This window comes from Colwellia maritima (assembly GCF_022669015.1).
GTDB classification, from domain to species: Bacteria; Pseudomonadota; Gammaproteobacteria; order Enterobacterales; family Alteromonadaceae; genus Colwellia; species Colwellia maritima.
Window position 1 is genome coordinate 19,282 of record NZ_JAKKSL010000007.1, and the last position, 22,210, is coordinate 41,491.

The window sequence follows — 22,210 nt, forward strand, 5'->3', positions numbered from 1 at the left end:
ATTGTATTAAAATAACTATTTTTAAGAGGTGACTAAAATGAAAAAAATATTATTAGTTAGTGTTGTAGCAAGTGTTCTTTCCGGTTGTGCGAACAGTCCAGGAGAAGACGTTGCAGAGCGTATCGAGGCAATAAACGAAGCGGTGTTAGATCAAGAAGAATTAGAGCAAGAAAAACGTGAAAAGGAAATTGATGCCGCGCCTGATTGGGTCTTACAACCTCCTCATCCTGATGCTACGGGAATGTACGGTGTTGGTATTGCTCAATCTAAAAGATTAGGCCACGGGTTAAAATCAGCGCGTCTACAAGCAGAATTTGCGGCCAGTATGTATAAACAAGAATTGTCAGGCTCAGAGCGAGCATACGAGCAAGGGGGTAGTGATGGTGATGTGACAACACAAACCACTTTCTTGATAGATAAGATTGTTGATGCTGTGCCTGTTGTTGGATACCAAGTAATTGAACAAATAGTAAAACCTATTGCGGGCGTGAATAACGTTTACGTTTTATTAAAATTGCCTTACGACCAATTTAATAAGGTGTTAGCAGACGAGAAAGCCAAAGCGTTGAATAAGGATGTTCAAATTGCTTTTGATGATTTAGAGCGTCGTTTAGACAAACGTCGAACGCAAAAGCAAGAGGAGGCTGATGCTAAGTTTTCACGTGAACAAGAGGCCATTAAAACCCGTGCTGATATTTTAAAACAGCAGAGTGAAAGTGAAATAATTGAAACGAGTCAAGATGCTTCCAACCTGTCTCCACTTAATTCACTTATTAAATAAAGGTTATTAATTATGATGATTCTTGGGCATTTAACGGTAGCGACCGCAGCCTTCCTTGTTTACGTGGATGTTGTGACAAGTGGACAGTGGGGCTTAACATTAGATGTTGCGATCGGATGGCTACTAACAATGGTAGGCTCGCTTCTCCCTGATTTAGATCACCCTGATTCTACATTAGGGAAGCGATTTAAGTTTATTTCATATCCCATTAGTGCGCTATTTGGGCATAGAGGGATAACGCACAGTTTGATTGCTGTCGCCGGCGTTAGTTATGCGGCTTACACTTTCCAAAGCGTCGTGATCTCGTGGTTAGCAATGGGGTACTTGTTGCATTTGTTTGGGGGATTATTTAACACCTTCAGGTGTGCCTTTGCTCTACCCTTTTCGAAAAAATTATCGCGGTTTAATAACTGCTAAAACAGGTACAGTAGGAGAGACTATATTGGCTAGTTCAATACTTATTAGTGCAATAGTCTATGTTTTACTTTAAATAGGAATTTAAATAAATGTCAGATAAAGAGTGTAATTCGCAAAATATTTTTGAAGCCGACGAAGATGTTTTATCAGTATTGTCAAATGGTAATGCGTCCATTCATGATAATGATGATAGAATATTTGAAATGTCAGGTAGTAGTATGTTGCTGCACCGGCTTTTAGAATCTGTTAATCCAACTTGACCTAATAGAATTATTGGCATCAGTAACTAATGCCAAATTAGAAATTAGTTTAGAAAGTAAAAAAACAACCGTAATAATGACAACGGAATGTGGTGAGGTGGTGTTTTCAAATAAAGACAAATTTGCGACCTGGGATTGTATTGAGTCGGAAGAATCATTACTAATAGAAGTTGCTTATCGATTTTCCTTGCCTATGTATCTTGCTCCCAAAATACAAGCCAATCTAAACAGAGAGTTACTTTTTGGTCGGGTTATTGTCGATGAAAATGAAAATGTGGAATTTAGGACCACTATAAACTTTAAAGGTGGGCGCAGTGTTGAAAATGTATTGTGGAACATCCTTGATTTTAACAAAGAAGTGTTAGCAATTAAAAACTCGTTATTTAAGTGAGTTTCCACGAGAAACATACGGCAGGCTTTGTATTACAAGATATTTAGGGGTTACAATAAGTCACTTTTGAGAATAAAACTGACTTATTGTAATAAATTTTGATAAATAATATGTGTTATTTTAGTGCTGCTTGTACGCTAGAAAACAACGAAAAAATCTCATCGTTTGATAGTTCATTAAACGAATCAAATTCAATAGAAACTTTACCTTTCATATTTCTTTTAACTTTGCATTGTGTATCACCCACCTTTACCTTTTGGTTCACTTCCTGATACGTTTCTTTTTTGCTAACAACGACCGAATTTAACAATATATCCAAACACGCTTTACTTGATTTTTTTACTGACTGGCTTTTGAGATTTTTAGCTGCTTTGATTATAACTTTCTTATTCTCAGCGTTTGACATTAGGTTAGCCAAATTACCTAACGCTGATACAGATAGTACAGTAGGGTCTATTAGTGTATCCTTGATATGGGGTTCGATTAAGACTGAGGCTGCTTTAACGCCTTTGCTTACTTTGCTTTTTGATACACCCCAATGCGCGGCTAATTCATCATAAGTAGCATAAACGCCATATTGAATAAGTTGGTAATAACTAATGGCTTCTTCGGTAGGTGTCAGATCTTCCCTTTCTTGGTTTTCTATGTGCATTTCTAATGAGATAGCTTGATCATCACCCTCAATAATTTTTATATCAAGAGGTCTGCCTAATACCTCACATGCCCAACGTCTTCGCATACCAAACAATTATTTCGTATTCGTAATCGCTGTCTGAAATTTTTCTCGCCAATGCCGGGTTTTTTTGCCCGTTTGCTTTAATTGAATCTAATAGTGTTTTAGATCGCTCTTCTGTGAACCACACAGCATCACGATCATGCACTGCCCATGGACGACACACTCTGGGGTCAACACTAATAATAGCAATACGCCTTGCTTTGGTCATGGATTTACTTCGTTCGTCATTTACGACCTGCCCTATTACGTTTCCTGAACCTTGCTTGGTAGGTCCGGCTTATTGTTATCTGCTTTCTCTTTAGCGAGTTTTATTTTATCTGCTATTGAAGTCATATTTTTAGCTCCGAGTGACTTATTCGATATTCATTTGGCTATTGTTTATATAGGCTGCGTCCCGTTTCCAATGGAAACTTTATACAATAACACCCTTCTCTATTAGCTCTTTATGTTTACTTGGCCATGTTTTCAGTATTTCAGTTTCAATCTCTGAAAATGTAGTTTCCATTGCATCAACCACGCGCTTGTTTAATTTGTCATGATCATACGGGGTTCTAAAATCTGCAGCACTGTTGCCAATTTCATCGGATCTAAACAATGGTGTTTTTAATAACGAATCCATAAAACAGCCCTTTTGAACTTCTTGCATTTTTGCTTGACTACTATCGCGTGTATCATATAAAGAGGTAACAACTTTCATAAACTTATACGATTTTTCAGGCGATATTAATTGGATGTAATCCCTAAACATTCGGAAAAATTGTGCAGTAGAAGTGAAATCAGGCATTTTGGCGGCACAAGGTATAAGTAGAGCGTCAGCGGCCAACAACACACATATTGATATAATGCCTAATGATGGAGGAGAGTCAATTAAGATAATATCGTAATCGTCTTTAACCGTATCAAGACCATATTTAAGGGTGTAGAAAAAATCCACCTTATCTTGTTGATCATCCAATTCGGCAATATGTGAAACAGAACCTATTTCTGCATGATATAATTCAAGGCAGCTTGGAATGATGTCTACGTTGTCAATATGTGTTTTTAAAATAGCATATTTAAGATCGTCTTTTTCACCTTTAAAATATGGTAATACTGTGCTTTCTTGTGAGAAATCTAAATCAGGCATATATCCAAAAAAACTGGTTAAAGATGCTTGAGAATCCATATCAACAACGAGGACTTTATGCCCCTGGATTGCAAGATAATGAGATAAACTTGCAGTGGTGGTGGTTTTGCCACAACCACCTTTAAAATTCGCATTAACTAGTGTGATGGGTTCATCAGTGTCTTGGTTTCTTGATGGATTAATACCAAAGTACTTTCTCATTCCGTTGATTAGTTCAATCGTGTATCTTGGTCTGTTTTTACTATCTCTGATCGGGGGAGGTAGTGCGCCTGACAGCTCCAACTTACGAATAGTGGATCTATCTCTGCCAACAAGCTTGGCAGCTTCATTGATAGAAAAGTGTCTGAAACGTTTCTGGTGCTCTGGCTTGTTTGCTTCATGGTGTGAAACCTGTACATATGCGTCACATAAAGAGATTATTTCATCAAGGTCATGAAGTGCTTTATTCTTTTTCATGTTAAATCCACTTGTAATTTATATTCTTTAATATTCACATGAAATCACAATAAAAACAATAATTCCTGTGAATTATTGGGTAATTAATTTTATTTGATGTTTGATTGGATTGTAAAACTTTAGCAGGAAGTGACTTTTTGTGTTTCTTTAAAGCTATATTTATAAAGGGGTTTAGCGTGTTTCCAATGGAAACTTGGTGATTTATTTGTGCTGCAATTAAAAAAGGAGCGACAAACGCTCCTTTTAAACAAAAGTGATTGATTAAATACAGTGAATGTAGTGATGGCTTTGTGCTAGACCGATAGGAGCGAACGGAATATCATCATCAAAATCAATTGATGGTTCTTGTGGATTGATTTTAGGTTGTTGCTGTCCTTGCTGCGCATAACCGCCCTGCTGTTGTGTGTGTGGTGCTTGATTAGTTTGCTGTCCTTGCTGCGCATAACCGCCCTGCTGTTGTCTTTGTGGTGCTTGATTAGTTTGCTGTCCTTGCTGCGCATAACCGCCCTGCTGTTGTCTTTGTGGTGATTGATTAGTTTGCTGTCCCTGCTGCGCATAACCGCCCTGCTGTTGTGTGTGTGGTGCTTGATTAGTTTGCTGTCCTTGCTGCGCATAACCGCCCTGCTGTTGTGTGTGTGGTGCCTGATTAGATGATTTACCATCCAACATTTGCATTACACCATTAAAGCCTTGTAAAACAATTTCAGTGGTATATTGATCTTGTCCCTGTTGATTTTGCCATTTACGTGTTTGTAATGCACCTTCAAGATAGACCTTTGAGCCTTTTTTCAAAAATTCGCCCGCAATTTCAGCTAACTTACCGAACATTACCACACGATGCCATTCAGTTTTTTCTTTTTGTTCACCTGTTTGCTTGTCTTTCCATGCGTCCGAAGTGGCTACTGTGATATTTGCTACAGCACCGCCATTTGGCATGAAACGCACTTCAGGATCTTTACCTAAGTTACCAACTAAAATTACTTTATTAATTCCATTACTCATAATATCTTCTCCAGTTGTTATATTTGTCTAGTTTGTTAGTTACATCTATTAAACGCTATTTAGTACTTCTCGCAACAAAGTGGTTAAGCCTGTTGGTTGCACTGAATAAAAGTATTGGTATGCTTGCATTGATTATTAATAATAAAAACAGGGCAGTTGCATGACATTGTTTTTGTATTAACAATACAAGTTAGCGTATCTTCAACAACAAGATAATTACCGTTCTTTAATTGACGAACGATTGTTTTACTTTTTGTTTGTAAAGGAGTGACATTACTTACGGGTGCAGATTCTATAACTTCATTTGTTACTTTCTGTTTTTTTCTGTCACTATCTTTGTTATCTATGGCGATACGAGACAATTCATCTGCGCGAGAATTCTTGTTTCTGGCTATCCAAGTAAACGATATATGTTCAAATTTACTTGCAAGTTCAAGGGCTTTTTTATTCAACTTTTTCAGAGATTCAGCAGATACCGACCATTCGCCATTGATTTGCTTAATCACTATTTGAGAATCACCGTAACAGTCAAGCTTAGTGTACCCATGATGTAATGCTTGTCGCATGAGTAGGATAGCAGAGAGGTATTCTGCTTCATTGTTTGTGCCGTGCGGTTTATACGCATAACCCCAATCTATTTCACGTTGTTGATCATCAACAATGGATACTCCCATACCGAGTTCACCGGGATTTGGTCTAGCTGCTCCGTCGAAATAACCTGAATAAGCCATTATAATTCTCTTTTCACCGAAGCGATAAGTCGGGTGACGCGCAATACGCTTGTTTATTAATTCTATTACGTCAGCAACACATACTGATGGTTTGCCGTTGCCGGAGAGATAAATAGCTTCATTCGCGTTAAGATGGCTCAACTGATTTAATACGTCAGTAAGTTGCGAAAGGATGTTATTGCTTATGTTAGTTAGGCAATCTGAGTTAATGAGGTTTTGCCATACTGAACCTGCCGTAGTGTTTGCTAAAAGCATAAAGACTCCTATCAATAAGCTTGCTTTGGATGATGAACATTATGATTTCACACCTATGAAATGGCGCTACAAAACGATCAAATAGAATCAACTACTTGTAACGAAGACATATCTATACTATCTAGGCGTTGGAATAATAATACTTCGCTTTTGTTTGTTTGAATTAACAAATCTTCTTCGGGGTAATAAATAACAGAAAACTCTTTAAGAGGGTGTTTATAGTGAAACATAGTTGGTGTCGATTTAGGTTGTGATATTTTTTCACATATCGCAAAAACAGTGTCTATTTTTTCTTGTGCGAATTCTATTTGATCGCTATCTAGTTCAGATATACGGCCTTCATCAAGTACTATTTTATTTACAACAACTTCAGTGGGGTTCGTAGTAAAAATTGATACATCAAAAAATCCATTGCGGGGTAATTTTCCAATACAAGCACCAGGATTATGAAGCCATTTCCCTGTTATTAGAGGTTGAACATCATCAATTGGCATTGGTTGGGTCAAGATTAATGTTGTTGTGGCAGTGGCAGCAATAAGAGCTAGTGCGGCGACTTTTTTAAATGTATTTGATATTTTCAATGTGTTCTCCTTATGTTTTTCACTATTTTATCTGTAAAAAACATAAACAGAAAAATTAGACATCGTAAAAATGAGGCTCTAACAATTATAAAAAACACCTTCTTGTGTAAAATTGCGAATAAGAATTAAAGGGGTATCTATTTTGTTGACAAAAAATATTGATAATAGTCGCGTAACATCCGTTATCACTCAATCGGAAATGTTATTAAGTAATGCTATTAAGTTGGATGATGTAGAGCTAATTTTCAATGAAATAAAAGCACATAAGTGTTTTTTTGAAGATTGGTATGGTAAGCAATCTTTCGAGTATAAGTTGGCTAACGCATTACTGAATGTTGTGAACCTGATTATAAGAAGTAAGAATGATAAAATTGGGTATCCAAAAATCACCGTGAGCGAGTGGGGTAGTGGTATACCTATCAGACTAGAATGGTTAAGACAATTACGAGTTTTAGTGAACTCAAGGCAGGCTGCGTAGTGAATGTAATTACCATGCTCCCTTGGTGCCCGTTAATGATGGAAGTGCTAGGTGTAATGACGCAAAGGCGATACTTCACTTTGCTTCATACGCAAAGTGGCATTCATTTTTTTGATGGTCAGGATTCAAGTGTATTGCATTATCCGTCTGTGTTGAAAGCTTACAAAGAGTTTTCACGAAATCGTTCTATACTAAAGCCATTCGATTGGGAAGGTGCTTTCATTCAAAAAATACCGCATATTTTAATGTTTGATCAGGTATTGGAGAGAATTGTAGTAGCTAGCTATAGAGAGGCGTTTCAATACCTTACGGTTAGTAATGAAGAAATAAAAAATAAAGAGTCACACCATGCGTTTGTTAATAATGAAGAAAGGGCGTTCAATATAATGTTGAGTTGGTGGGAGGGGCTTGAGCTAAAAACACCAAACCTTCGTGTTTGCTGATTTGTTGCCGCATTGCTAGTAAGAGGTAAGATAAAGTAAGCAACAAGGAACTCTTTATCATGGCAAGTAAATTAGGTAGATTAAAATCAGTAGGAATCGAAGAATTATGGCAAGTCCCTTTGTATTGTCCTGTAATTTTTGAAGACAATTCTCACGTTTGGGGTGGTTTGCACCCTGAACAAATGCCACTGGGTCAGACGGCATTATTTAAAGTGTCGTTATTCAATAGTCCTGTCATTGAATGGAAGAACAAAAAACCACACACAAAGTTCACTGTCACTGATGGTCAATACAACACCATGTTTACGCTTTTTGGTGACACAAGAAAACTAGTAGAAACATTAAATGAGAAGCAAACATTTTACGTTAGCGGTGTTCCTACCGTTTTTAATGGTAAAATTTATTTAAACGAAGCTAAAATAGTGCCCGATGAATCAGTGGGTAGTATTATCCCTGTTTATCCCGGTAAAGCAGGAAAAATCACACCAGAGAATGTCAGAGTGAATATCAATAAACATTTAGATATTGCAATCCCTTTGGCTAGTATTGAGATCAGAAAGAAACTGATCAAGCACTTTAAAAGCACACAATCATTACGACAATACCTCCAATGTCAATCTATGACATTGGAAACCATACTGTTCCAATTACATAAGCCTGATAGTCTATCGATGGCATATACTGCATTAAGTATTATGACAAAAATAGCCAATGTGGTTGCGGCTGATACATTATTAAGTAGGGCAACCGAAGAAAATATTGTTACTGTTCCTGCCTTGTTTGGTGCTGATTACCGCGCTTTAGTTGAGAAAATCCCTTTTGAGTTAACTCAAGAGCAATCAGATATTGTGAATGAGTCTATTGCCACAATACGAAAAGGTGAGATGTTAAACGGGTTGATTTCTGGTGATGTAGGTACAGGCAAAACGGCTGTATATGCTGTGATAGCGGCTTACATTGCCGGCCGGAGGTCGCGTTGCTGTGTTATTGCCTAACTCCAATCTAGCGGCACAAATTTATGAGGAAATAGCCTCTTACTATGATCATTTTTGGTTTGGTGTAGGTGTTATTACAGGGGGCAAGAAAGTTAACCCCGATGCAGCTATAGTAGTTGGGACTACAGCACTTTTACATAGAGATATGGGAAAGATGGATTTAGTGGTATGTGATGAACAGCAAAAAATGGCAACAGGGCAGAGAGAGCAATTAAGGGGCGAACATACTCATTTAATTGAAGTGTCTGCAACACCGATACCACGAACAATGGCTCTGGCGATTTATGGCGCGGTTAAGATATTCAAAATAACAAAGTGTCATGCTCAAAAGACTATTCATACAAAAATATGGCATAAGACTGACAATGCTGTGATGATGAAAGGCGTAATGGACACGGTACGATCAGGTAAAAAAGTGTTGATTGTTTGTCCTAAACGAGAAACAAAAGATGATGAAGAAGAGGGCGGCTTAGTATCTGCTCAAGATCTGGCGAGAAAGTTCGAGCGCTTTGCACCTAACAGAATCGTTTTATCTCATGCTCAGTTATCTACAGAGCAAAATGAACAGGCCATTAAAGCTATCAAAGGTGGTGATGCTGATATTTTGATTTCAACAACAACCGTTGAGGTGGGGATCACGATACCAGATCTTGAAAGAGTGGTTGTTGTTCATGCCGAGCGTTTCGGTTTACAAGTACTTCATCAAATTAGAGGAAGGGTGGTTAGGCATGGCGGTGTTGGTTTTTGTGATCTGTACTTACCCAAAGAAATTAAAAACCCTGATTCAATGATACGTTTACAGTTACTTGAACAAATCAGTGATGGTTTTGAGCCGGCGCATCAGGATATGCGATTGCGAGGGATTGGGGATATAACGGCAAATGGAACAACACAGCATGGCTCAGTTGATGTCATGATCAAGAACATCAAATGTAATATTGATGATATAGATGCAACCGTAGAAGATATTTTAGCAAGGCGAGAGGCGGCATGATGCAGGAAATAATCAATGTGTTAATTGGGGCGTTTGGCCAATGGTTTGGTGTGGCTGCTTTTTTGTTTGTTATTTTAAAAATCCAACGTAGATACTTGTTAGAATTAAATCGTTTGGGTGGTCGCCCATTGATGTTATTTTCGGCTGCTGCCTTTGTGCCAATACATGAATTGTCACACGCACTGGTGGCGTTATTGTGTGGCCATAAGGTTGATAAAGTAGTGTTTTTTCAGGTAACGCAAGCCAATACGCTTGGGTATGTTGAACATCGCTACAAAAAGACGTTTTTGTCTCCTTTTGCTAATATGTTGATTGGGTTCGCGCCTTTACTTGGTGGTGGTGTTGTTTGCTACTGGGTAACTGTTCATCTCATGCCGTCACTGCTAAGTGTTAAATACATCCCCCAAGACAGTGAGTGGGTGAAACTGCCTGATATTGTAAGTACCGCTGACACGCTTTTTCATTTAACGAAGGTTCACTACAGTGATGGTGTTTTTTGGTTGTGGGCGTTTTTAATGGTTAATATGGCGATATTTAGTGTACCAAGCGGCGCTGATTTTAAAGGGGCAAGTGCAGGGGTTGTAATCACGCTAAGTCTTTATGTGCTACTTTCTGTTTATGCTCTTGGTGATAGAGTAACGATAGATGCTGAAATTGCCAGTGGTGTATTACTTGTCATGCCATTTCTGATCATGGTGATATTAACGAGTGGGTTATTGGTTGGATTACTGACTCTAACCAACAAGATATTAGGTAGAGCCAGTTGTCGATGAACCCATAGTTTGACATAAATACAATTAACATTTAATAAAAACAAATACTTAACGGGTTTTTAGTGTGTTTTTTAATAATTCAGAACAAAGCTTTGTATTTGGTAACACCATTAGGTTTTTGCTAATGGTGTTACACCCGACTTATTCATTTGTGATGCGAGCGATCTTATAGCGGTTAATGCACTGTCAGAGCTAAGTGAGGGGAAATTCGCTGTGTGTTGTGCGAGTGCTAATGTACCCATTAAATTTGCTTCAACCAACGGAACGGGGCATACGTACATACGCTTACGCTCACCAGGTTCAAAGATTTTAAAAAAAGCTTTTTCTTGATTGATTAACGCAAACCCTTTGTTGGTTTGACCGTGATTACCAAATTCACAAGATGGCATAAACCCAAGTAATACAGCGGCAATAACAGGAAGTTCACTTTTAGTAATTTGAATGGTTATTTTATTTTTCCAATCGTACTGCTTGGTGTTGTTGTTAAGTTTGGCTGCACCTTCGAGCCTGATTGTTGACCAACCATCTTTTGTTTTGTCAGGTGAGAATTCAAAGGCTGCTTTTCCTCCATGTGTTTTTACTTGTAAAAAACTTTTAGCTTCTTCTGTCTGCTGTTGAGGCGCTTGCTGTCTTTGTTGAGCATAGCCACCTTGTTGTTGAGGCGCTTGTTGTCTTTGCTGAGCATAGCCACCTTGTTGTTGAGGCGCTTGTTGTCTTTGCTGAGCATAGCCACTTTGTTGTTGAGGCGCTTGCTGTCTTTGTTGAGTATAACCACCTTGCTGTTGAGGTGCGTGTTGGTTGTAATTGTTTGGCATTGAACCCTGTTGCGGGTGATTGTATTGTGGTGATTGCATAATAAAGCCTCCAAAAGTAAGTGCCTCTATATTACATTTCTTGTTATTTCTCGCCACAAAACCAAAAAACAAATAATTAGACATTCAATATAATAGCCCCTAACAAATTCATGATACTTTTTTATCGGTAAAATCCACCTTAGTAATCTAGGATTAATAGGTGTGTATATGGGTAATTATAAAAACAAGTGGTTGTCACTATTGGTAGGATTAAGCCTGCTAAGTGGTGCGGCTATCAGTAGTGAAGTGGTATTGGAGCCAGTTAAGGCGCTCCCTGTTGACAAGGAATTATTGACAGTAACAGGTGATCCAGTATCAGTAATTGAAACGGGCATTATTACGGATGAAAATGGTGTTGCGGCGAGAGGGCCACATGAAATATCGTTTACGTTAGATGAGAATGCGCCTTATGGTGTAGTTGTGGGTGGAGAAACAGTCTTGCCCGGTGAAACTAAGGTATTAGTAAAAAACCTAACAACTTCTGATCACAAATTGACTTTACCTGTTTATCCAATGGTGCCAGGTATTGAAGGAGTGGCAAGTTACAGTATTGATATTCCTCAAATCAAGGTAGAAGCCTGTCCATCGGGTTTTACTGAAACACCTAATGATTGTTATAAGGTGACATATTCAACAATTGAGTATGAATGTCCAAGTAACTCTGAATATCAGGAAGATACACTTGATTGTCGTAAAACCGAAGAATCGGCTGTTGTAGAGTATTGTGATGCACCATTTGTTAAACAAAATGGTAAGTGTGTTCAAGAATTTACTGTTGCTGCAACGCAAACGTGTCCATCGGGAGCGGAATGGACGAAAGACGGTACCACTTGTCGTTATCTTGATTCTCAAGGTGTTGAAAATTGTCCGGCGGATTACGCATTGCAAAATGGTGAATGTCGTGCGTTGACGGTCAAGGTTCAGTCTTGTCCTGCAGGTTATGTTAATGATGGTGTTGGTGGATGTCATAAAGACGAAACCGAAAGCGCCACTGAAAACTGCCCTAGCGGTTATTCAGTTGATGGCACTGAATGTGTTTCTATTGATATAGAGGCTGTTGAATCATGCCCTAGCGGTTATCATTTTACGGATGGAATGTGTCACCTAATTGTTGCGAAGTCACCTTCTTGTCCAAGTGATTATACGCTCGTTGACGGATCGTGTGAAAAAGTAGAATCTGCGCCATTTTCAGAGGCTTGCGCTGATGGGTACGAGCTTACCGAAATAGTAAATGAATACAAGTGTAATAAAAGAAAAATGTGTTGGCACCGAAACCACGCCAATTATAACGGGTTGTCCTGTAGGTTTTACGCAAGATGGTGCTGCGTGTATTGCAACAAGAACCGCTTATCAAGGTTGTCCTACGGGATATACACAGTCAGGATCTAGCTGTAGCAAGCAGTCATCTAGTAACATTAGCGCTCCTAGTATCTCTAGTATCTCTAGTATCTCTAGTATCTCTAGTATCTCTAGTGCCTCTAGTGCCGCTCAAGCGCCTAGTTCCTCTGCTATCACTATGGGTAATGGCTTTCACTGTCCCGACGGTTATGCTTTGATTAGCAGTAGCACTAACAATGGTGGTAGCGGTGTTTGTGAAAAGTGGTTGATATACCTGAGTCAGGTACTTGTCCTGTAGGTTACACACAAGACGGTGCAGCGTGTATTGCCACTCAATCCGCTTATCAAGGTTGTCCAAAGAGGGTACGTCTATGATACTAGTAATGGCGATTGTGACAAAATCATTGAAGGTGATTACAACTCTACTATCGGTAGTGGCTTTCACTGCCCCGACGGTTATGCTTTGATTAGCAGTAGCACTAACAATGGTGGTAGCGGTGTTTGTGAAAAGTCTGGTTGATATACCTGAGTCAGGTACTTGTCCTGTAGGTTACACACAAGACGGTGCAGCGTGTATTGCCACTCAATCCGCTTATCAAGGTTGTCAACAGGATACGTCTATGACGGTAGTCGTAGCAAATGTGACAAAATCATTGAAGGTGATTACAACTCTACTATGGGTAATGGCTTTCACTGCCCCGACGGTTATGCTTTGATTAGCAGTAGCACTAACAATGGTGGTAGCGGTGTTTGTGAAAAGTGGTTGATATACCTGAGTCAGGTACTTGTCCTGTAGGTTACACACAAGACGGTGCAGCGTGTATTGCCACTCAATCCGCTTATCAAGGTTGTCCAAGCAGGGTACGTCTATGATACTAGTAATGGCGATTGTGACAAAATCATTGAAGGTGATTACAACTCTACTATCGGTAGTGGCTTTCACTGCCCCGACGGTTATGCTTTGATTAGCAGTAGCACTAACAATGGTGGTAGCGGTGTTTGTGAAAAGTGGTTGATATACCTGAGTCAGGTACTTGTCCTGTAGGTTACACACAAGACGGTGCAGCGTGTATTGCCACTCAATCCGCTTATCAAGGTTGTCCGGCAGGATACGTCTATGACGGTAGTCGTAGCAAATGTGACAAAATCATTGAAGGTGATTACAACTCTACTATGGGTAATGGCTTTCACTGTCCCGACGGTTATGCTTTGATTAGCAGTAGCACTAACAATGGTGGTAGCGGTGTTTGTGAAAAGTCGGTTGATATACCTGAGTCAGGTACTTGTCCTGTAGGTTACACACAAGACGGTGCAGCGTGTATTGCCACTCAATCCGCTTATCAAGGTTGTCCGGCAGGGTACGTCTATGATACTAGTAATGGCGATTGTGACAAAATCATTGAAGGTGATTACAACTCTACTATCGGTAGTGGCTTTCACTGCCCCGACGGTTATGCTTTGATTAGCAGTAGCACTAACAATGGTGGTAGCGGTGTTTGTGAAAAAGCCGGTTGATATACCTGAGTCAGGTACTTGTCCTGTAGGTTACACACAAGACGGTGCAGCGTGTATTGCCACTCAATCCGCTTATCAAGGTTGTCCAACAGGATACGTCTATGACGGTAGTCGTAGCAAATGTGACAAAATCATTGAAGGTGATTACAACTCTACTATGGGTAATGGCTTTCACTGCCCCGACGGTTATGCTTTGATTAGCAGTAGCACTAACAATGGTGGTAGCGGTGTTTGTGAAAAGTTTGGTTGATATACCTGAGTCAGGTACTTGTCCTGTAGGTTACACACAAGACGGTGCAGCGTGTATTGCCACTCAATCCGCTTATCAAGGTTGTCCAAGCAGGATACGTCTATGACGGTAGTCGTAGCAAATGTGACAAAATCATTGAAGGTGATTACAACTCTACTATGGGTAATGGCTTTCACTGCCCCGACGGTTATGCTTTGATTAGCAGTAGCACTAACAATGGTGGTAGCGGTGTTTGTGAAAAGTCGGTTGATATACCTGAGTCAGGTACTTGTCCTGTAGGTTACACACAAGACGGTGCAGCGTGTATTGCCACTCAATCCGCTTATCAAGGTTGTCCAAGCAGGATACGTCTATGACGGTAGTCGTAGCAAATGTGACAAAATCATTGAAGGTGATTACAACTCTACTATCGGTAGTGGCTTTCACTGCCCCGACAGTTATGCTTTGATTAGCAGTAGCACTAACAATGGTGGTAGCGGTGTTTGTGAAAGCTTTTTAAATTACCAACGATGCCCAACAGGTTACGATCAGTCAGGTATAACGTGTGGTATGTCCATGACTTTAGATCTCCAAGATGCTTGTCCTTTAGGTTATGAAGAGGTGACATTAGAAGATGGAAGTTTAAGTTGTAATAAAACGACTTTAGAGCAGGCTGTTTTTGAATGTGCTTCAGCAAGCACTGATTTGGATGCTTCACAGTGTTATATAAATGAAGCGAATCCATCGCAAGGTAATTGTAATGCAGATTTCACGTTAAGTGCTGATCCATACCAATGTGAAAACATTAAAATTGAAGATGTGGTTTATAGTTGTGATAGTGGGTGGGATTTATCAGGCAACCAGTGTGATAGAGTACTCAATGAAGCAGTGGATTATTATTGTAATAGCGATCAGGTTGTGTTTGATGAAACTCAATGTGTGAGTACGACACAAGCAACCAATGTTGGAACGTGTGGTGCGGGCTACTCGCTAAACTCGACTAACGGGAACTGTGAAGACGTTGACTCCCAAGAAGTTGATTGGTCATGCCCAGAAGGTGCTTATTCACTAACTAAGCCGGGGTGTGATTATTATGAAGAGGAAGCGGTTAAAACCACTTGTACGAGCGGTGGTGCGTCAATCGATGAAGATAGCTATTCATGCAAAGAATTGATTATTGATAGTGCTGATTTTGTCTGTGAACCAGGGTTTATTGCTGTGCCATCAGAGGGGCGTTGTATTAAGGAGGAGGTATCACCCTTCATATAAAACATGGCTTAAATAATTAGGTATCGAATAAAGGGCTCTCTAATAACTTAGAGAGCCTTTTTTTATGGTTAAATTCATCATAGTAAATTAGGCAAGTTAGGACTTATTATGAACAAATTGCGTATGAGTATACTGGCAGCATTAAGTGGAGTCACAGCCTTTGCTCATGGTGGTGTCACTTATACAGGTAAGGTTGAAACAGCATATCCAGTGGTCAAAGTTGAATCCACGGAGCAGCCCGTGGCACACGTGAAGGATTTCCGTCTTCAAATAGAAGAAAAAGGTGGGATATGTGATTTCACAACTGATCCAATAGCAGCAGAAACGTCATTTTATGGTGGTTCACCATTATGTTTGTTTGAATGGACAGGAGACACACACGGTCTAAAAATGTCGTGGTTAAAAGCTGAAGGAGTTCTTGAATCTGATGGACAAATAGGTTTTGATTACCAAATATCTATTATTAATCAGGGTGAAAAAACCATTTTATTAAAGGATACCTACATTGCGGATGCTGAGATGCCAGTGATACCTGCAATAACTGAAGTAAAAGCAAAGTGGCAAAGAGAATTGCGAGATGGTGCCGAGCAAATAACATACAAAAAGAGTGACAAATTGTTTGGTTGGGAAGTTGAGGTCGAGGAACGTCCTTACCCTCAATTATTAACACTCAATGAATTTGACTGTAAAGTTAAAACTGGTGAAACAACATGTTTAATTGCCATAGATGCTTTTTCTCCGGGTGCTGATAGTGATGAAGCACAAGGAGTAATTGCAAGTGGTTTATTAGCAACAGATCAGAAGTCTTATTTTACTGATGCTCATTCTACTGATTTAACAATTAATTGGGATTATCGAGGTCCAACAGCAGTAGGTTTTGCTTATAATGCTGACAATAAAAGTATTACTAAAACGGTAAATGTAGGTGGTGTTGATATAACACTTGAACCTGAAGAAGCGGTAATGGTCGTTTCTTCGCCTCACACCGACAAAGATGGAGACTGGTGGAAACCACAGCAGTCAAGAATCAAACTCGAAACCGAATTAGGATCAGAACATAGCGATATAATAGATATAGACGGTACTCGCATACGATTTGATGTTCCAAACTTTATGTATCGTACGGAGTTTTACCTTGAATCACTAGGAGATCCTGAAATATCAGGTGAAAACATGATTTATCGCTATAGCACAGCAAAAATTCCTGACGGTAAATATAATGTGGAAACTATTGTTGAAGATGATAATGAAAATGGTGGTGGGGAAATCTATTCAGACAATGTTGTGGATCGTTATGCACCTGATATAAAAGCACTCATTGGTGATATACAATTACGTGAAGAATCAGGGACGGATTTATATTTTTTAAACGATCTGACCTTTGTAGCTAATGGCGGTTGGCCAGATGGTACTAAAATCACCAGTGTTAAAGTGAATGAGATTGAAGCAGAAAGAGAAAATAGAGAACCGTATATTTCACAATTAAATAATACCGACGACATGATTCCTGGAACACCTGTAGAGGTCATAGTTACAGCGGTAGATGGGGCAGGTAATGAGGCAGTAAAATCATTTGAACTAGGCTATATGCCAGTTGAGTTTGAAATGTATAACAAGCCTGAGTCATTATATTCACGTGTTCAAGAAACCAGTATGTATTTAACGCAAACTGGTGGTATGAAATGTTTTATGAGTGGCACTAAAGAGTTGGCTGTCATGATTTCAGGGTCGGTAAAAAAAGGCTGTACGGTTAAATTCACTGAATTACCAGATGGATTAAGTCCTACATTTACAGGTTCTTTTTACAAGCTTGAAGGTGCGGTGAAAGATGTAGGGCAGGTGCCTATTAGTTATCAAGTGATCTATCACAATCACAATGGCTCAGAAGCAGTGGCTTATGAAAATAGTTTTACCATAGATGTAACAGCACCTACCCCGTTGAAATTAGATGTTACAGATTATAATCAAATCAGTGATGGGGTTTACTCTATTGCGCATAATGGCCGTTTAATAACACGATATGAAATGGACACAGTGCCGGCCCGTGTGAATATAGATATTGAAAATCCTTTTTACACTGAGCAAGAAGAAATCAGCCAACGTAGAATGAGTGCATCTTACACGGTGCGTAATACATTAAATAAAAAGACAGAGTTAAAGCCGCAAGTATGGGATGTGGTACCGTTTAAAATAAATGCGTATCACGTTATGGATGAATATAGCCAGGATAGTGCTGAATTTGATTTGGTTGTTACACCCAGTACTCGAACCCGCGCGTATGCAGAGCCTATGGTTGATGAAACCAACACACTAGATACAGTTACCATTAATGCACGAGTTGGTGTTTATGATCGCCGTGAAGGTGAATATGAATTTGATCATGAAAGTATGGGCGATTGGAAAATGCATCTTGCGTATAAAGAAGGTCGTGATTACATTATGATTACTGAAGAAAAGGACATTGATGGTAATGGTTTAACGTCATTTGATGTGCCGACTCAAGAATTATTTGATTTGAATAAAGCATACTACGCAGTAGCAAATGCTAAGTCTCATGTTGATGGTTTTGAGATGCAAATTGTGTCAACACCAAAATATACTCGTGTTTTAAAAGGTACAGCAGTTGAAGGCTCTGTTTCTGCTAGAACGGTAGAAGGCCCAATTCCACTTAGCTTAATGGCACGTTACGAGTTTGATAGTGTTGATGATATGCGTGTTCTTGGTACTGTAAAATGGGAAACATCAAATGACGGTATAACGTGGACAGAAGATCCGACATTTGAAGATGAAAGGATGTACCGAGAAAAATTAGAGCAACCGCAAGAAAAATTCTTACGTGTTCGCACTAATAACAAAATAACTGGTATTGAATCAGTTAGCGAAGCATTGAAAATAATAGCCTACGATGTTGCAACAATTAATATAGAAGGCCCTACGTCAGTTTATCCTGATCAAGATTCTGTCTTTACAGCAAAAATATCAGATATGTTGTCTGCTGAAAGTGATGGCGTGTTTGAGTGGTCAACAGATTTAGGTCAAACATGGGTTGAAGGGGATGAAACCTTTATTCACAGTGACGTTAAGAGTTATGAAATACAAGTGCGTCATAGATTGGCAAATACTTCGGATGATGTTGGTGAGGATGGTTATGCTGATGATTCACACAGAGTAACATTGTCTACACCGTCACCATTAATGGTTTCAATGTCAGTACCTAGACATGGTGAAGTAGATAAGGTGATTGAAATTCGGCAAAGCAACAAACAGAAACTCACGAATTATTGCTAATATTATTTCTGAAATTGTTACACCGTCAGGCGATGTTATTGATGGCAAAACGACAGAGTACTTATTAACTGAAGCAGATATATCAGAAGAAGGTACCAGTACCTTTATATACCGTGCATGGGTTGAAGGCTATAAAGAGTCAACTTATTCAGAGCGAACTGAGAAAGTAGCGATATGGAGTTATGAAATGCCAACACCTGTGATGGCCATTAACGTAACCGAGGCTATTGCACCGGCGCCAGTAACAGCCACCGTATCAATGGCATCTATTTATGCTCCAGGAGTTGAATTTAACTTTGATTGGGTTGTTGATGAAGATGCTATCGAGATAAGCAGTATTAGAGACAAGACGGCTAAGTTTATTGTTAATAAGCCGGGAATGCACCTTATTACAGTAACAGTGAGTGACAATAGAGGTAATTCAGTAGAGTTAACAGAGTTCATTGATGTTGTAGAAGCTGATCCAATGTTGGTTGAAGTGACTAAATATAGTAGTAACGATTATTTAAGAGCGCCGCTTGTCATGACGTATCGTGTATCGGTTGATCCCGGCCACCCAAGAGATTATTCAGGTTCGTATGAGTGGTTTGTTGATGGAGTTAGGGTACCTGATGCGGAATCTTCATTTAACAAAGTTGAGTTTGAAACAGCGGGTGAGTATGAAGTAAAAGTAATTGCTACATCACGCATGGGTCAAGTTGAAGAGTATATTGATACGGTTGAAGTTATGCCTAATCAGCCTCCAGTATGTGAGCCGGCATTAACTGAAACTAGCTCAAGTATTACTGTAAGTACTAACTGTAGCGATAGTGATGGTAAAATTATTAAAACACTTTACCAGTGGGGTGAAAACGAAGAAACATCGGGTAGCTCAACATTAAGATTCAGTAAGGTGCTTCATCCAACGCAGCAAGTCAATATTCGTGCAGTAGATGATTCGGGAGAAGAAGTTACTGCAACAATAGGTTGGTAATCCTTCCCTAACAAAATAAAAAGCCACTTAACCGGCCGGCTTTTTTGTTCTGGCTATTTGTTGTCATATAAAATGTTCAACAAGGCTATTGAAACATAAAAAATAAATCACGCAATAAAGCAAGGTAAACAACAGACAAGCTAAATAAGCCTCTCTATCAAATTAAAACGCTCAACATTCGCCATACAATAGTCATGTTTTTTAATATGTAGGACTTGTATGTTGATTTTTATTAAAAGAGAGCGCCCCATTCTCATTGTTTTTGTGCTGATAACGTTATTTTTCTCATTGTTCGCTAGTCGTTACACCTTTGGTTTTAACAACGCTAAATCGAATTGTTTGTATACATGGTTTTTCCTTGTTGATAAGTGGGATAAAGATATTAAACCCGGTGATTTAGCGGCTTTTTATATGAATAAAGAAAACAAATTTTATCCGGCAGCAGGTATGGCGTGGGTTAAGCGTGTAGTCGCAGAGGGTGGCGATCACCTTGTTATTCATAAAGACCAAACCATCATTAATAACACAGTCATTGTAAAGCACTCCCTTGATTATGTGCTTGTTCATGGTGAGTTTACGATGGACGACGTAATCCCTGAGATCACTGTACCAGTGAATGAATACTTTTTAATGGGTGAAACCCCGACCACGTATGATTCCCGTTTTTGGGGAACTGTTAAGCAAAAAGAAATCATAGGGAAAGCGTATGCAATTTTATAACTTAGTCAAAGCGGTGGTTGTTGTAGGAGTGTGTCTTGGCATAGCAGGCGCGAAAGCAGAGCCAACGTTAGAAGAAGAAAAAACAATTAACAAAGCCATAGCGTCTGGAGAAATTTCGTCAACTTGGTTGCAAAAAAATAATGAACGAATTGACGCAGCGACAAAAAATCTAAAGGCAAAAGGTCTATTGTCAGGCTATGACACTGAAAGTAAAAATGAGGCTATGCAAAAGTACAGAGATGCAGCCAAATTAATCGCTGAAAGCAGCCAAGACAAATTAGCATCTGCCCTACAAAAGCATGTGGGTTTAACTAAAGAGCAATCACAAGGGTTTAGCGGTAAAACGTTTAAAGAAAAAGAAACGGATTTAGCTATTTTTGTTAGTTTCTCAATGCCTAAGCCTATATTGATGGACGCATTCGCCACTGCAGCGAAAAATGGGGCAAATGTTTATTTTAATGGTATTCATCCAGATCATGAAGGTATCCATGACACGATGCGCTACTTAAGTCAACTAGGGGCAGAGTTAAAAGAAAAGCCTATGGTTAAGTTTAACCCGCGCGAATTTAAACAACAAAAAGTCACCTCGGTTCCGATGATTATGTATCGACATAATGGTGTCACTGTAACAGCTTCGGGCTTAATGAATTTTAATTGGATCAAAACAAAGCACTCAGACAGTAAGAGTGATATAGCACTAGGTAATTTCGGGCCTGTTTATGCCGTTCTTGAAGAAAACATTATAGATACGATGAAGCGACGTTTAGCCGGCATTGATATGGAAGGAAAAAAGAAAGCAGCCGTAGAAGATTTTTGGAAGAAGCAAGCTTTTGTTGATTTAAAACCTGCTGAGAAAGATGAACGTTGGCTTATCGACCCCACAGTAAAAGCTCTCGCTGACGTAGTAAATCCTGTTGCCGGTGATGTGTTGGCATACAAAGGACAAATTATCAATCCCCTCGCAACAGTCACTTTACCGTTAACTATGTACATCATAGATGCAAAAAATATCCAACAGCTTGAATGGCTAAGCAAGGATATGAACGATGGCAAACCTAAAGGTCGTATCAAGGTAATGACCACACGCATAGATAAAGACAAAGGTTGGGATCATTTATCTGCAATTAGAGAGCATCTAGGCAGAGAGGTTTATATTGCACCCAAAGAAGTAATAGAGCGTTTTAAGGTTAGTGGTACGCCACCAAAATATCAACAGATTTGGCGCGAAAAATGATGGCAGTTGAACAGTTTAGTTTAGGTGGAAAATAACATGAAATTACTTCCCATAGTTGTATTTATTGTAGTAGGGATTTGGATCGGCTCGGCTTACCCTGAAATTGGTGAAATGGTGTTATCCAACGTTAAATCAGGCATTGAATATATTTCACGACTTCTATCAAACACAAGGAGTCACTAAATGAAATTACACACCAAAATACTCGCGTTTTTAGTGGGAATACTGGTATTGGTTAATCTATCATCCATAGCAATGGCAGAAGAGGCCAGTATAGATGTTAATCCAATGTGTAAAGATGCCAATGTATTAAGCAATGTTTTTACTCAAGTGTCTTTCGGGATTGTTTTATTGATTCGATTAATTTGATG

At 39.2% G+C, this 22,210-nt stretch carries 29 protein-coding genes; 22 read left to right on the top strand and 7 right to left on the bottom strand.

The features are described 5' to 3' along the window. Nucleotides 1-37: 37 nt before the first annotated feature. From L3081_RS24145 to L3081_RS24160, 4 genes are all read left to right on the top strand, one after another. Complete coding sequence (locus tag L3081_RS24145) at nucleotides 38-781, top strand: LPP20 family lipoprotein (RefSeq protein WP_242288949.1); 744 nt, start codon at nucleotides 38-40, stop codon at nucleotides 779-781. 12 nt (nucleotides 782-793) lie between these two features. Further along, the gene (locus tag L3081_RS24150; protein ID WP_242288951.1) at nucleotides 794-1,198 is read left to right on the top strand and encodes a metal-dependent hydrolase; all 405 of its coding nucleotides are present in this window, start codon (nucleotides 794-796) and stop codon (nucleotides 1,196-1,198) included. Nucleotides 1,199-1,287: 89 nt separating this feature from the next. Beyond that, the gene (locus L3081_RS24155; protein WP_242288953.1) at nucleotides 1,288-1,458 is read left to right on the top strand and encodes a hypothetical protein; all 171 of its coding nucleotides are present in this window, start codon (nucleotides 1,288-1,290) and stop codon (nucleotides 1,456-1,458) included. Nucleotides 1,459-1,471: 13 nt separating this feature from the next. Next, on the top strand, nucleotides 1,472-1,849 hold the full coding sequence (locus tag L3081_RS24160) for a YbjN domain-containing protein (protein WP_242288955.1): 378 nt from the start codon (nucleotides 1,472-1,474) through the stop codon (nucleotides 1,847-1,849). A gap of 115 nt (nucleotides 1,850-1,964) precedes the next feature. Here L3081_RS24160 and L3081_RS24165 read toward each other — a convergent pair whose 3' ends face one another. From L3081_RS24165 to L3081_RS24190, 6 genes are all read right to left on the bottom strand, one after another. Then, nucleotides 1,965-2,588 (bottom strand): hypothetical protein, encoded by a 624-nt coding sequence (locus L3081_RS24165; RefSeq protein WP_242288956.1) that lies wholly within the window; start codon nucleotides 2,586-2,588, stop codon nucleotides 1,965-1,967. After that, nucleotides 2,566-2,793 carry a ParB N-terminal domain-containing protein gene (locus L3081_RS24170; RefSeq protein ID WP_242288958.1) on the bottom strand — a complete coding sequence of 76 codons (228 nt, stop codon included), beginning with the start codon at nucleotides 2,791-2,793 and terminating at the stop codon, nucleotides 2,566-2,568. The genes L3081_RS24165 and L3081_RS24170 overlap by 23 nt, the downstream gene beginning before the upstream one ends. Nucleotides 2,794-2,997: 204 nt before the next feature. Then, a complete protein-coding gene (locus L3081_RS24175; protein WP_242288959.1) occupies nucleotides 2,998-4,167 on the bottom strand; it encodes an AAA family ATPase in 1,170 nt (389 codons plus the stop codon). Nucleotides 4,168-4,428: 261 nt separating this feature from the next. Further along, complete coding sequence (gene ssb, locus L3081_RS24180; RefSeq protein ID WP_274620745.1) at nucleotides 4,429-5,169, bottom strand: single-stranded DNA-binding protein; 741 nt, start codon at nucleotides 5,167-5,169, stop codon at nucleotides 4,429-4,431. A gap of 83 nt (nucleotides 5,170-5,252) precedes the next feature. Then, nucleotides 5,253-6,155, bottom strand: a complete 903-nt coding sequence (locus L3081_RS24185) for a ribonuclease HI family protein (protein ID WP_242288960.1) — start codon at nucleotides 6,153-6,155, stop codon at nucleotides 5,253-5,255. A 77-nt stretch (nucleotides 6,156-6,232) separates the two neighbouring features. Beyond that, complete coding sequence (locus L3081_RS24190) at nucleotides 6,233-6,736, bottom strand: hypothetical protein (RefSeq protein WP_242288961.1); 504 nt, start codon at nucleotides 6,734-6,736, stop codon at nucleotides 6,233-6,235. Between the two features lie 145 nt (nucleotides 6,737-6,881). Between L3081_RS24190 and L3081_RS24195 the strand changes: the two genes are divergently transcribed. The 5 genes from L3081_RS24195 to L3081_RS24215 are packed head-to-tail and all read left to right on the top strand — an operon-like array spanning nucleotide 6,882 to nucleotide 10,419. Next, nucleotides 6,882-7,214, top strand: coding sequence for a hypothetical protein (locus L3081_RS24195; RefSeq protein WP_242288962.1), 333 nt, complete (start codon nucleotides 6,882-6,884; stop codon nucleotides 7,212-7,214). Beyond that, complete coding sequence (locus L3081_RS24200; RefSeq protein WP_242288964.1) at nucleotides 7,214-7,657, top strand: hypothetical protein; 444 nt, start codon at nucleotides 7,214-7,216, stop codon at nucleotides 7,655-7,657. Before L3081_RS24195 ends, L3081_RS24200 begins: the two co-directional genes overlap by 1 nt. Nucleotides 7,658-7,716: 59 nt before the next feature. Further along, the gene (locus L3081_RS24205; RefSeq protein WP_242288966.1) at nucleotides 7,717-8,652 is read left to right on the top strand and encodes an ATP-dependent DNA helicase RecG; all 936 of its coding nucleotides are present in this window, start codon (nucleotides 7,717-7,719) and stop codon (nucleotides 8,650-8,652) included. Further along, entirely contained in the window at nucleotides 8,639-9,646 is a 1,008-nt protein-coding gene (locus L3081_RS24210; protein ID WP_242288968.1) for a helicase-related protein, read from the top strand. Before L3081_RS24205 ends, L3081_RS24210 begins: the two co-directional genes overlap by 14 nt. Beyond that, entirely contained in the window at nucleotides 9,643-10,419 is a 777-nt protein-coding gene (locus L3081_RS24215) for a hypothetical protein (protein WP_242288970.1), read from the top strand. The genes L3081_RS24210 and L3081_RS24215 overlap by 4 nt, the downstream gene beginning before the upstream one ends. A gap of 110 nt (nucleotides 10,420-10,529) precedes the next feature. Here the strand turns inward: L3081_RS24215 and L3081_RS24220 are convergent, their stop codons facing one another. Continuing rightward, nucleotides 10,530-11,273 (bottom strand): hypothetical protein, encoded by a 744-nt coding sequence (locus L3081_RS24220; protein ID WP_242288972.1) that lies wholly within the window; start codon nucleotides 11,271-11,273, stop codon nucleotides 10,530-10,532. Nucleotides 11,274-11,441: 168 nt separating this feature from the next. On the opposite strand from L3081_RS24220, the gene L3081_RS24225 reads away from it, so the two are divergent. The 13 genes from L3081_RS24225 (at nucleotide 11,442) to L3081_RS24285 (ending at nucleotide 22,208) form a co-directional block, all read left to right on the top strand. Then, on the top strand, nucleotides 11,442-12,662 hold the full coding sequence (locus L3081_RS24225) for a hypothetical protein (protein ID WP_242288974.1): 1,221 nt from the start codon (nucleotides 11,442-11,444) through the stop codon (nucleotides 12,660-12,662). 274 nt (nucleotides 12,663-12,936) lie between these two features. Continuing rightward, the gene (locus L3081_RS24230; protein ID WP_242288976.1) at nucleotides 12,937-13,131 is read left to right on the top strand and encodes a hypothetical protein; all 195 of its coding nucleotides are present in this window, start codon (nucleotides 12,937-12,939) and stop codon (nucleotides 13,129-13,131) included. Further along, on the top strand, nucleotides 13,109-13,327 hold the full coding sequence (locus L3081_RS24235; protein WP_242288978.1) for a hypothetical protein: 219 nt from the start codon (nucleotides 13,109-13,111) through the stop codon (nucleotides 13,325-13,327). The genes L3081_RS24230 and L3081_RS24235 overlap by 23 nt, the downstream gene beginning before the upstream one ends. Before the next feature lie 292 nt (nucleotides 13,328-13,619). Continuing rightward, nucleotides 13,620-14,126, top strand: a complete 507-nt coding sequence (locus tag L3081_RS24240) for a hypothetical protein (RefSeq protein WP_242288980.1) — start codon at nucleotides 13,620-13,622, stop codon at nucleotides 14,124-14,126. Continuing rightward, entirely contained in the window at nucleotides 14,110-14,376 is a 267-nt protein-coding gene (locus L3081_RS24245) for a hypothetical protein (RefSeq protein ID WP_242288983.1), read from the top strand. The genes L3081_RS24240 and L3081_RS24245 overlap by 17 nt, the downstream gene beginning before the upstream one ends. Before the next feature lie 56 nt (nucleotides 14,377-14,432). Further along, nucleotides 14,433-14,732 carry a hypothetical protein gene (locus L3081_RS24250; protein WP_242288985.1) on the top strand — a complete coding sequence of 100 codons (300 nt, stop codon included), beginning with the start codon at nucleotides 14,433-14,435 and terminating at the stop codon, nucleotides 14,730-14,732. Continuing rightward, nucleotides 14,683-15,624: a hypothetical protein gene (locus L3081_RS24255; RefSeq protein WP_242288987.1), complete on the top strand. Its 942-nt coding sequence runs from the start codon at nucleotides 14,683-14,685 to the stop codon at nucleotides 15,622-15,624. The genes L3081_RS24250 and L3081_RS24255 overlap by 50 nt, the downstream gene beginning before the upstream one ends. Nucleotides 15,625-15,732: 108 nt before the next feature. After that, the gene (locus L3081_RS24260; protein WP_242288989.1) at nucleotides 15,733-18,912 is read left to right on the top strand and encodes a hypothetical protein; all 3,180 of its coding nucleotides are present in this window, start codon (nucleotides 15,733-15,735) and stop codon (nucleotides 18,910-18,912) included. Next, a complete protein-coding gene (locus tag L3081_RS24265) occupies nucleotides 18,866-19,885 on the top strand; it encodes a hypothetical protein (protein WP_242288990.1) in 1,020 nt (339 codons plus the stop codon). The genes L3081_RS24260 and L3081_RS24265 overlap by 47 nt, the downstream gene beginning before the upstream one ends. Nucleotides 19,886-20,104: 219 nt before the next feature. Beyond that, complete coding sequence (gene lepB / locus L3081_RS24270; protein WP_242288992.1) at nucleotides 20,105-20,605, top strand: signal peptidase I; 501 nt, start codon at nucleotides 20,105-20,107, stop codon at nucleotides 20,603-20,605. Then, nucleotides 20,592-21,839, top strand: a complete 1,248-nt coding sequence (locus L3081_RS24275; protein WP_242288994.1) for a TrbC family F-type conjugative pilus assembly protein — start codon at nucleotides 20,592-20,594, stop codon at nucleotides 21,837-21,839. The genes lepB and L3081_RS24275 overlap by 14 nt, the downstream gene beginning before the upstream one ends. A gap of 36 nt (nucleotides 21,840-21,875) precedes the next feature. After that, nucleotides 21,876-22,022: a hypothetical protein gene (locus L3081_RS24280; protein ID WP_242288996.1), complete on the top strand. Its 147-nt coding sequence runs from the start codon at nucleotides 21,876-21,878 to the stop codon at nucleotides 22,020-22,022. Then, complete coding sequence (locus L3081_RS24285; RefSeq protein ID WP_242288998.1) at nucleotides 22,023-22,208, top strand: hypothetical protein; 186 nt, start codon at nucleotides 22,023-22,025, stop codon at nucleotides 22,206-22,208. Nucleotides 22,209-22,210: the final 2 nt, after the last annotated feature.

Excerpts from the sequence above, each read along its gene's own strand:
- ssb (WP_274620745.1), bottom strand. The coding sequence starts at position 5,169 with ATGAGTAATGGAATTAATAAAGTAATTTTAGTTGGTAACTTAGGTAAA.
- L3081_RS24205 (WP_242288966.1), top strand. The coding sequence starts at position 7,717 with ATGGCAAGTAAATTAGGTAGATTAAAATCAGTAGGAATCGAAGAATTA.
- L3081_RS24170 (WP_242288958.1), bottom strand. The coding sequence starts at position 2,793 with ATGACCAAAGCAAGGCGTATTGCTATTATTAGTGTTGACCCCAGAGTG.
- L3081_RS24280 (WP_242288996.1), top strand. The coding sequence starts at position 21,876 with ATGAAATTACTTCCCATAGTTGTATTTATTGTAGTAGGGATTTGGATC.
- L3081_RS24215 (WP_242288970.1), top strand. The coding sequence starts at position 9,643 with ATGATGCAGGAAATAATCAATGTGTTAATTGGGGCGTTTGGCCAATGG.
- L3081_RS24175 (WP_242288959.1), bottom strand. The coding sequence starts at position 4,167 with ATGAAAAAGAATAAAGCACTTCATGACCTTGATGAAATAATCTCTTTA.
- L3081_RS24220 (WP_242288972.1), bottom strand. The coding sequence starts at position 11,273 with ATGCAATCACCACAATACAATCACCCGCAACAGGGTTCAATGCCAAAC.
- L3081_RS24155 (WP_242288953.1), top strand. The coding sequence starts at position 1,288 with ATGTCAGATAAAGAGTGTAATTCGCAAAATATTTTTGAAGCCGACGAA.
- lepB (WP_242288992.1), top strand. The coding sequence starts at position 20,105 with ATGTTGATTTTTATTAAAAGAGAGCGCCCCATTCTCATTGTTTTTGTG.
- L3081_RS24275 (WP_242288994.1), top strand. The coding sequence starts at position 20,592 with ATGCAATTTTATAACTTAGTCAAAGCGGTGGTTGTTGTAGGAGTGTGT.
- L3081_RS24150 (WP_242288951.1), top strand. The coding sequence starts at position 794 with ATGATGATTCTTGGGCATTTAACGGTAGCGACCGCAGCCTTCCTTGTT.
- L3081_RS24225 (WP_242288974.1), top strand. The coding sequence starts at position 11,442 with ATGGGTAATTATAAAAACAAGTGGTTGTCACTATTGGTAGGATTAAGC.
- L3081_RS24285 (WP_242288998.1), top strand. The coding sequence starts at position 22,023 with ATGAAATTACACACCAAAATACTCGCGTTTTTAGTGGGAATACTGGTA.
- L3081_RS24185 (WP_242288960.1), bottom strand. The coding sequence starts at position 6,155 with ATGCTTTTAGCAAACACTACGGCAGGTTCAGTATGGCAAAACCTCATT.
- L3081_RS24165 (WP_242288956.1), bottom strand. The coding sequence starts at position 2,588 with ATGCGAAGACGTTGGGCATGTGAGGTATTAGGCAGACCTCTTGATATA.
- L3081_RS24145 (WP_242288949.1), top strand. The coding sequence starts at position 38 with ATGAAAAAAATATTATTAGTTAGTGTTGTAGCAAGTGTTCTTTCCGGT.
- L3081_RS24260 (WP_242288989.1), top strand. The coding sequence starts at position 15,733 with ATGAACAAATTGCGTATGAGTATACTGGCAGCATTAAGTGGAGTCACA.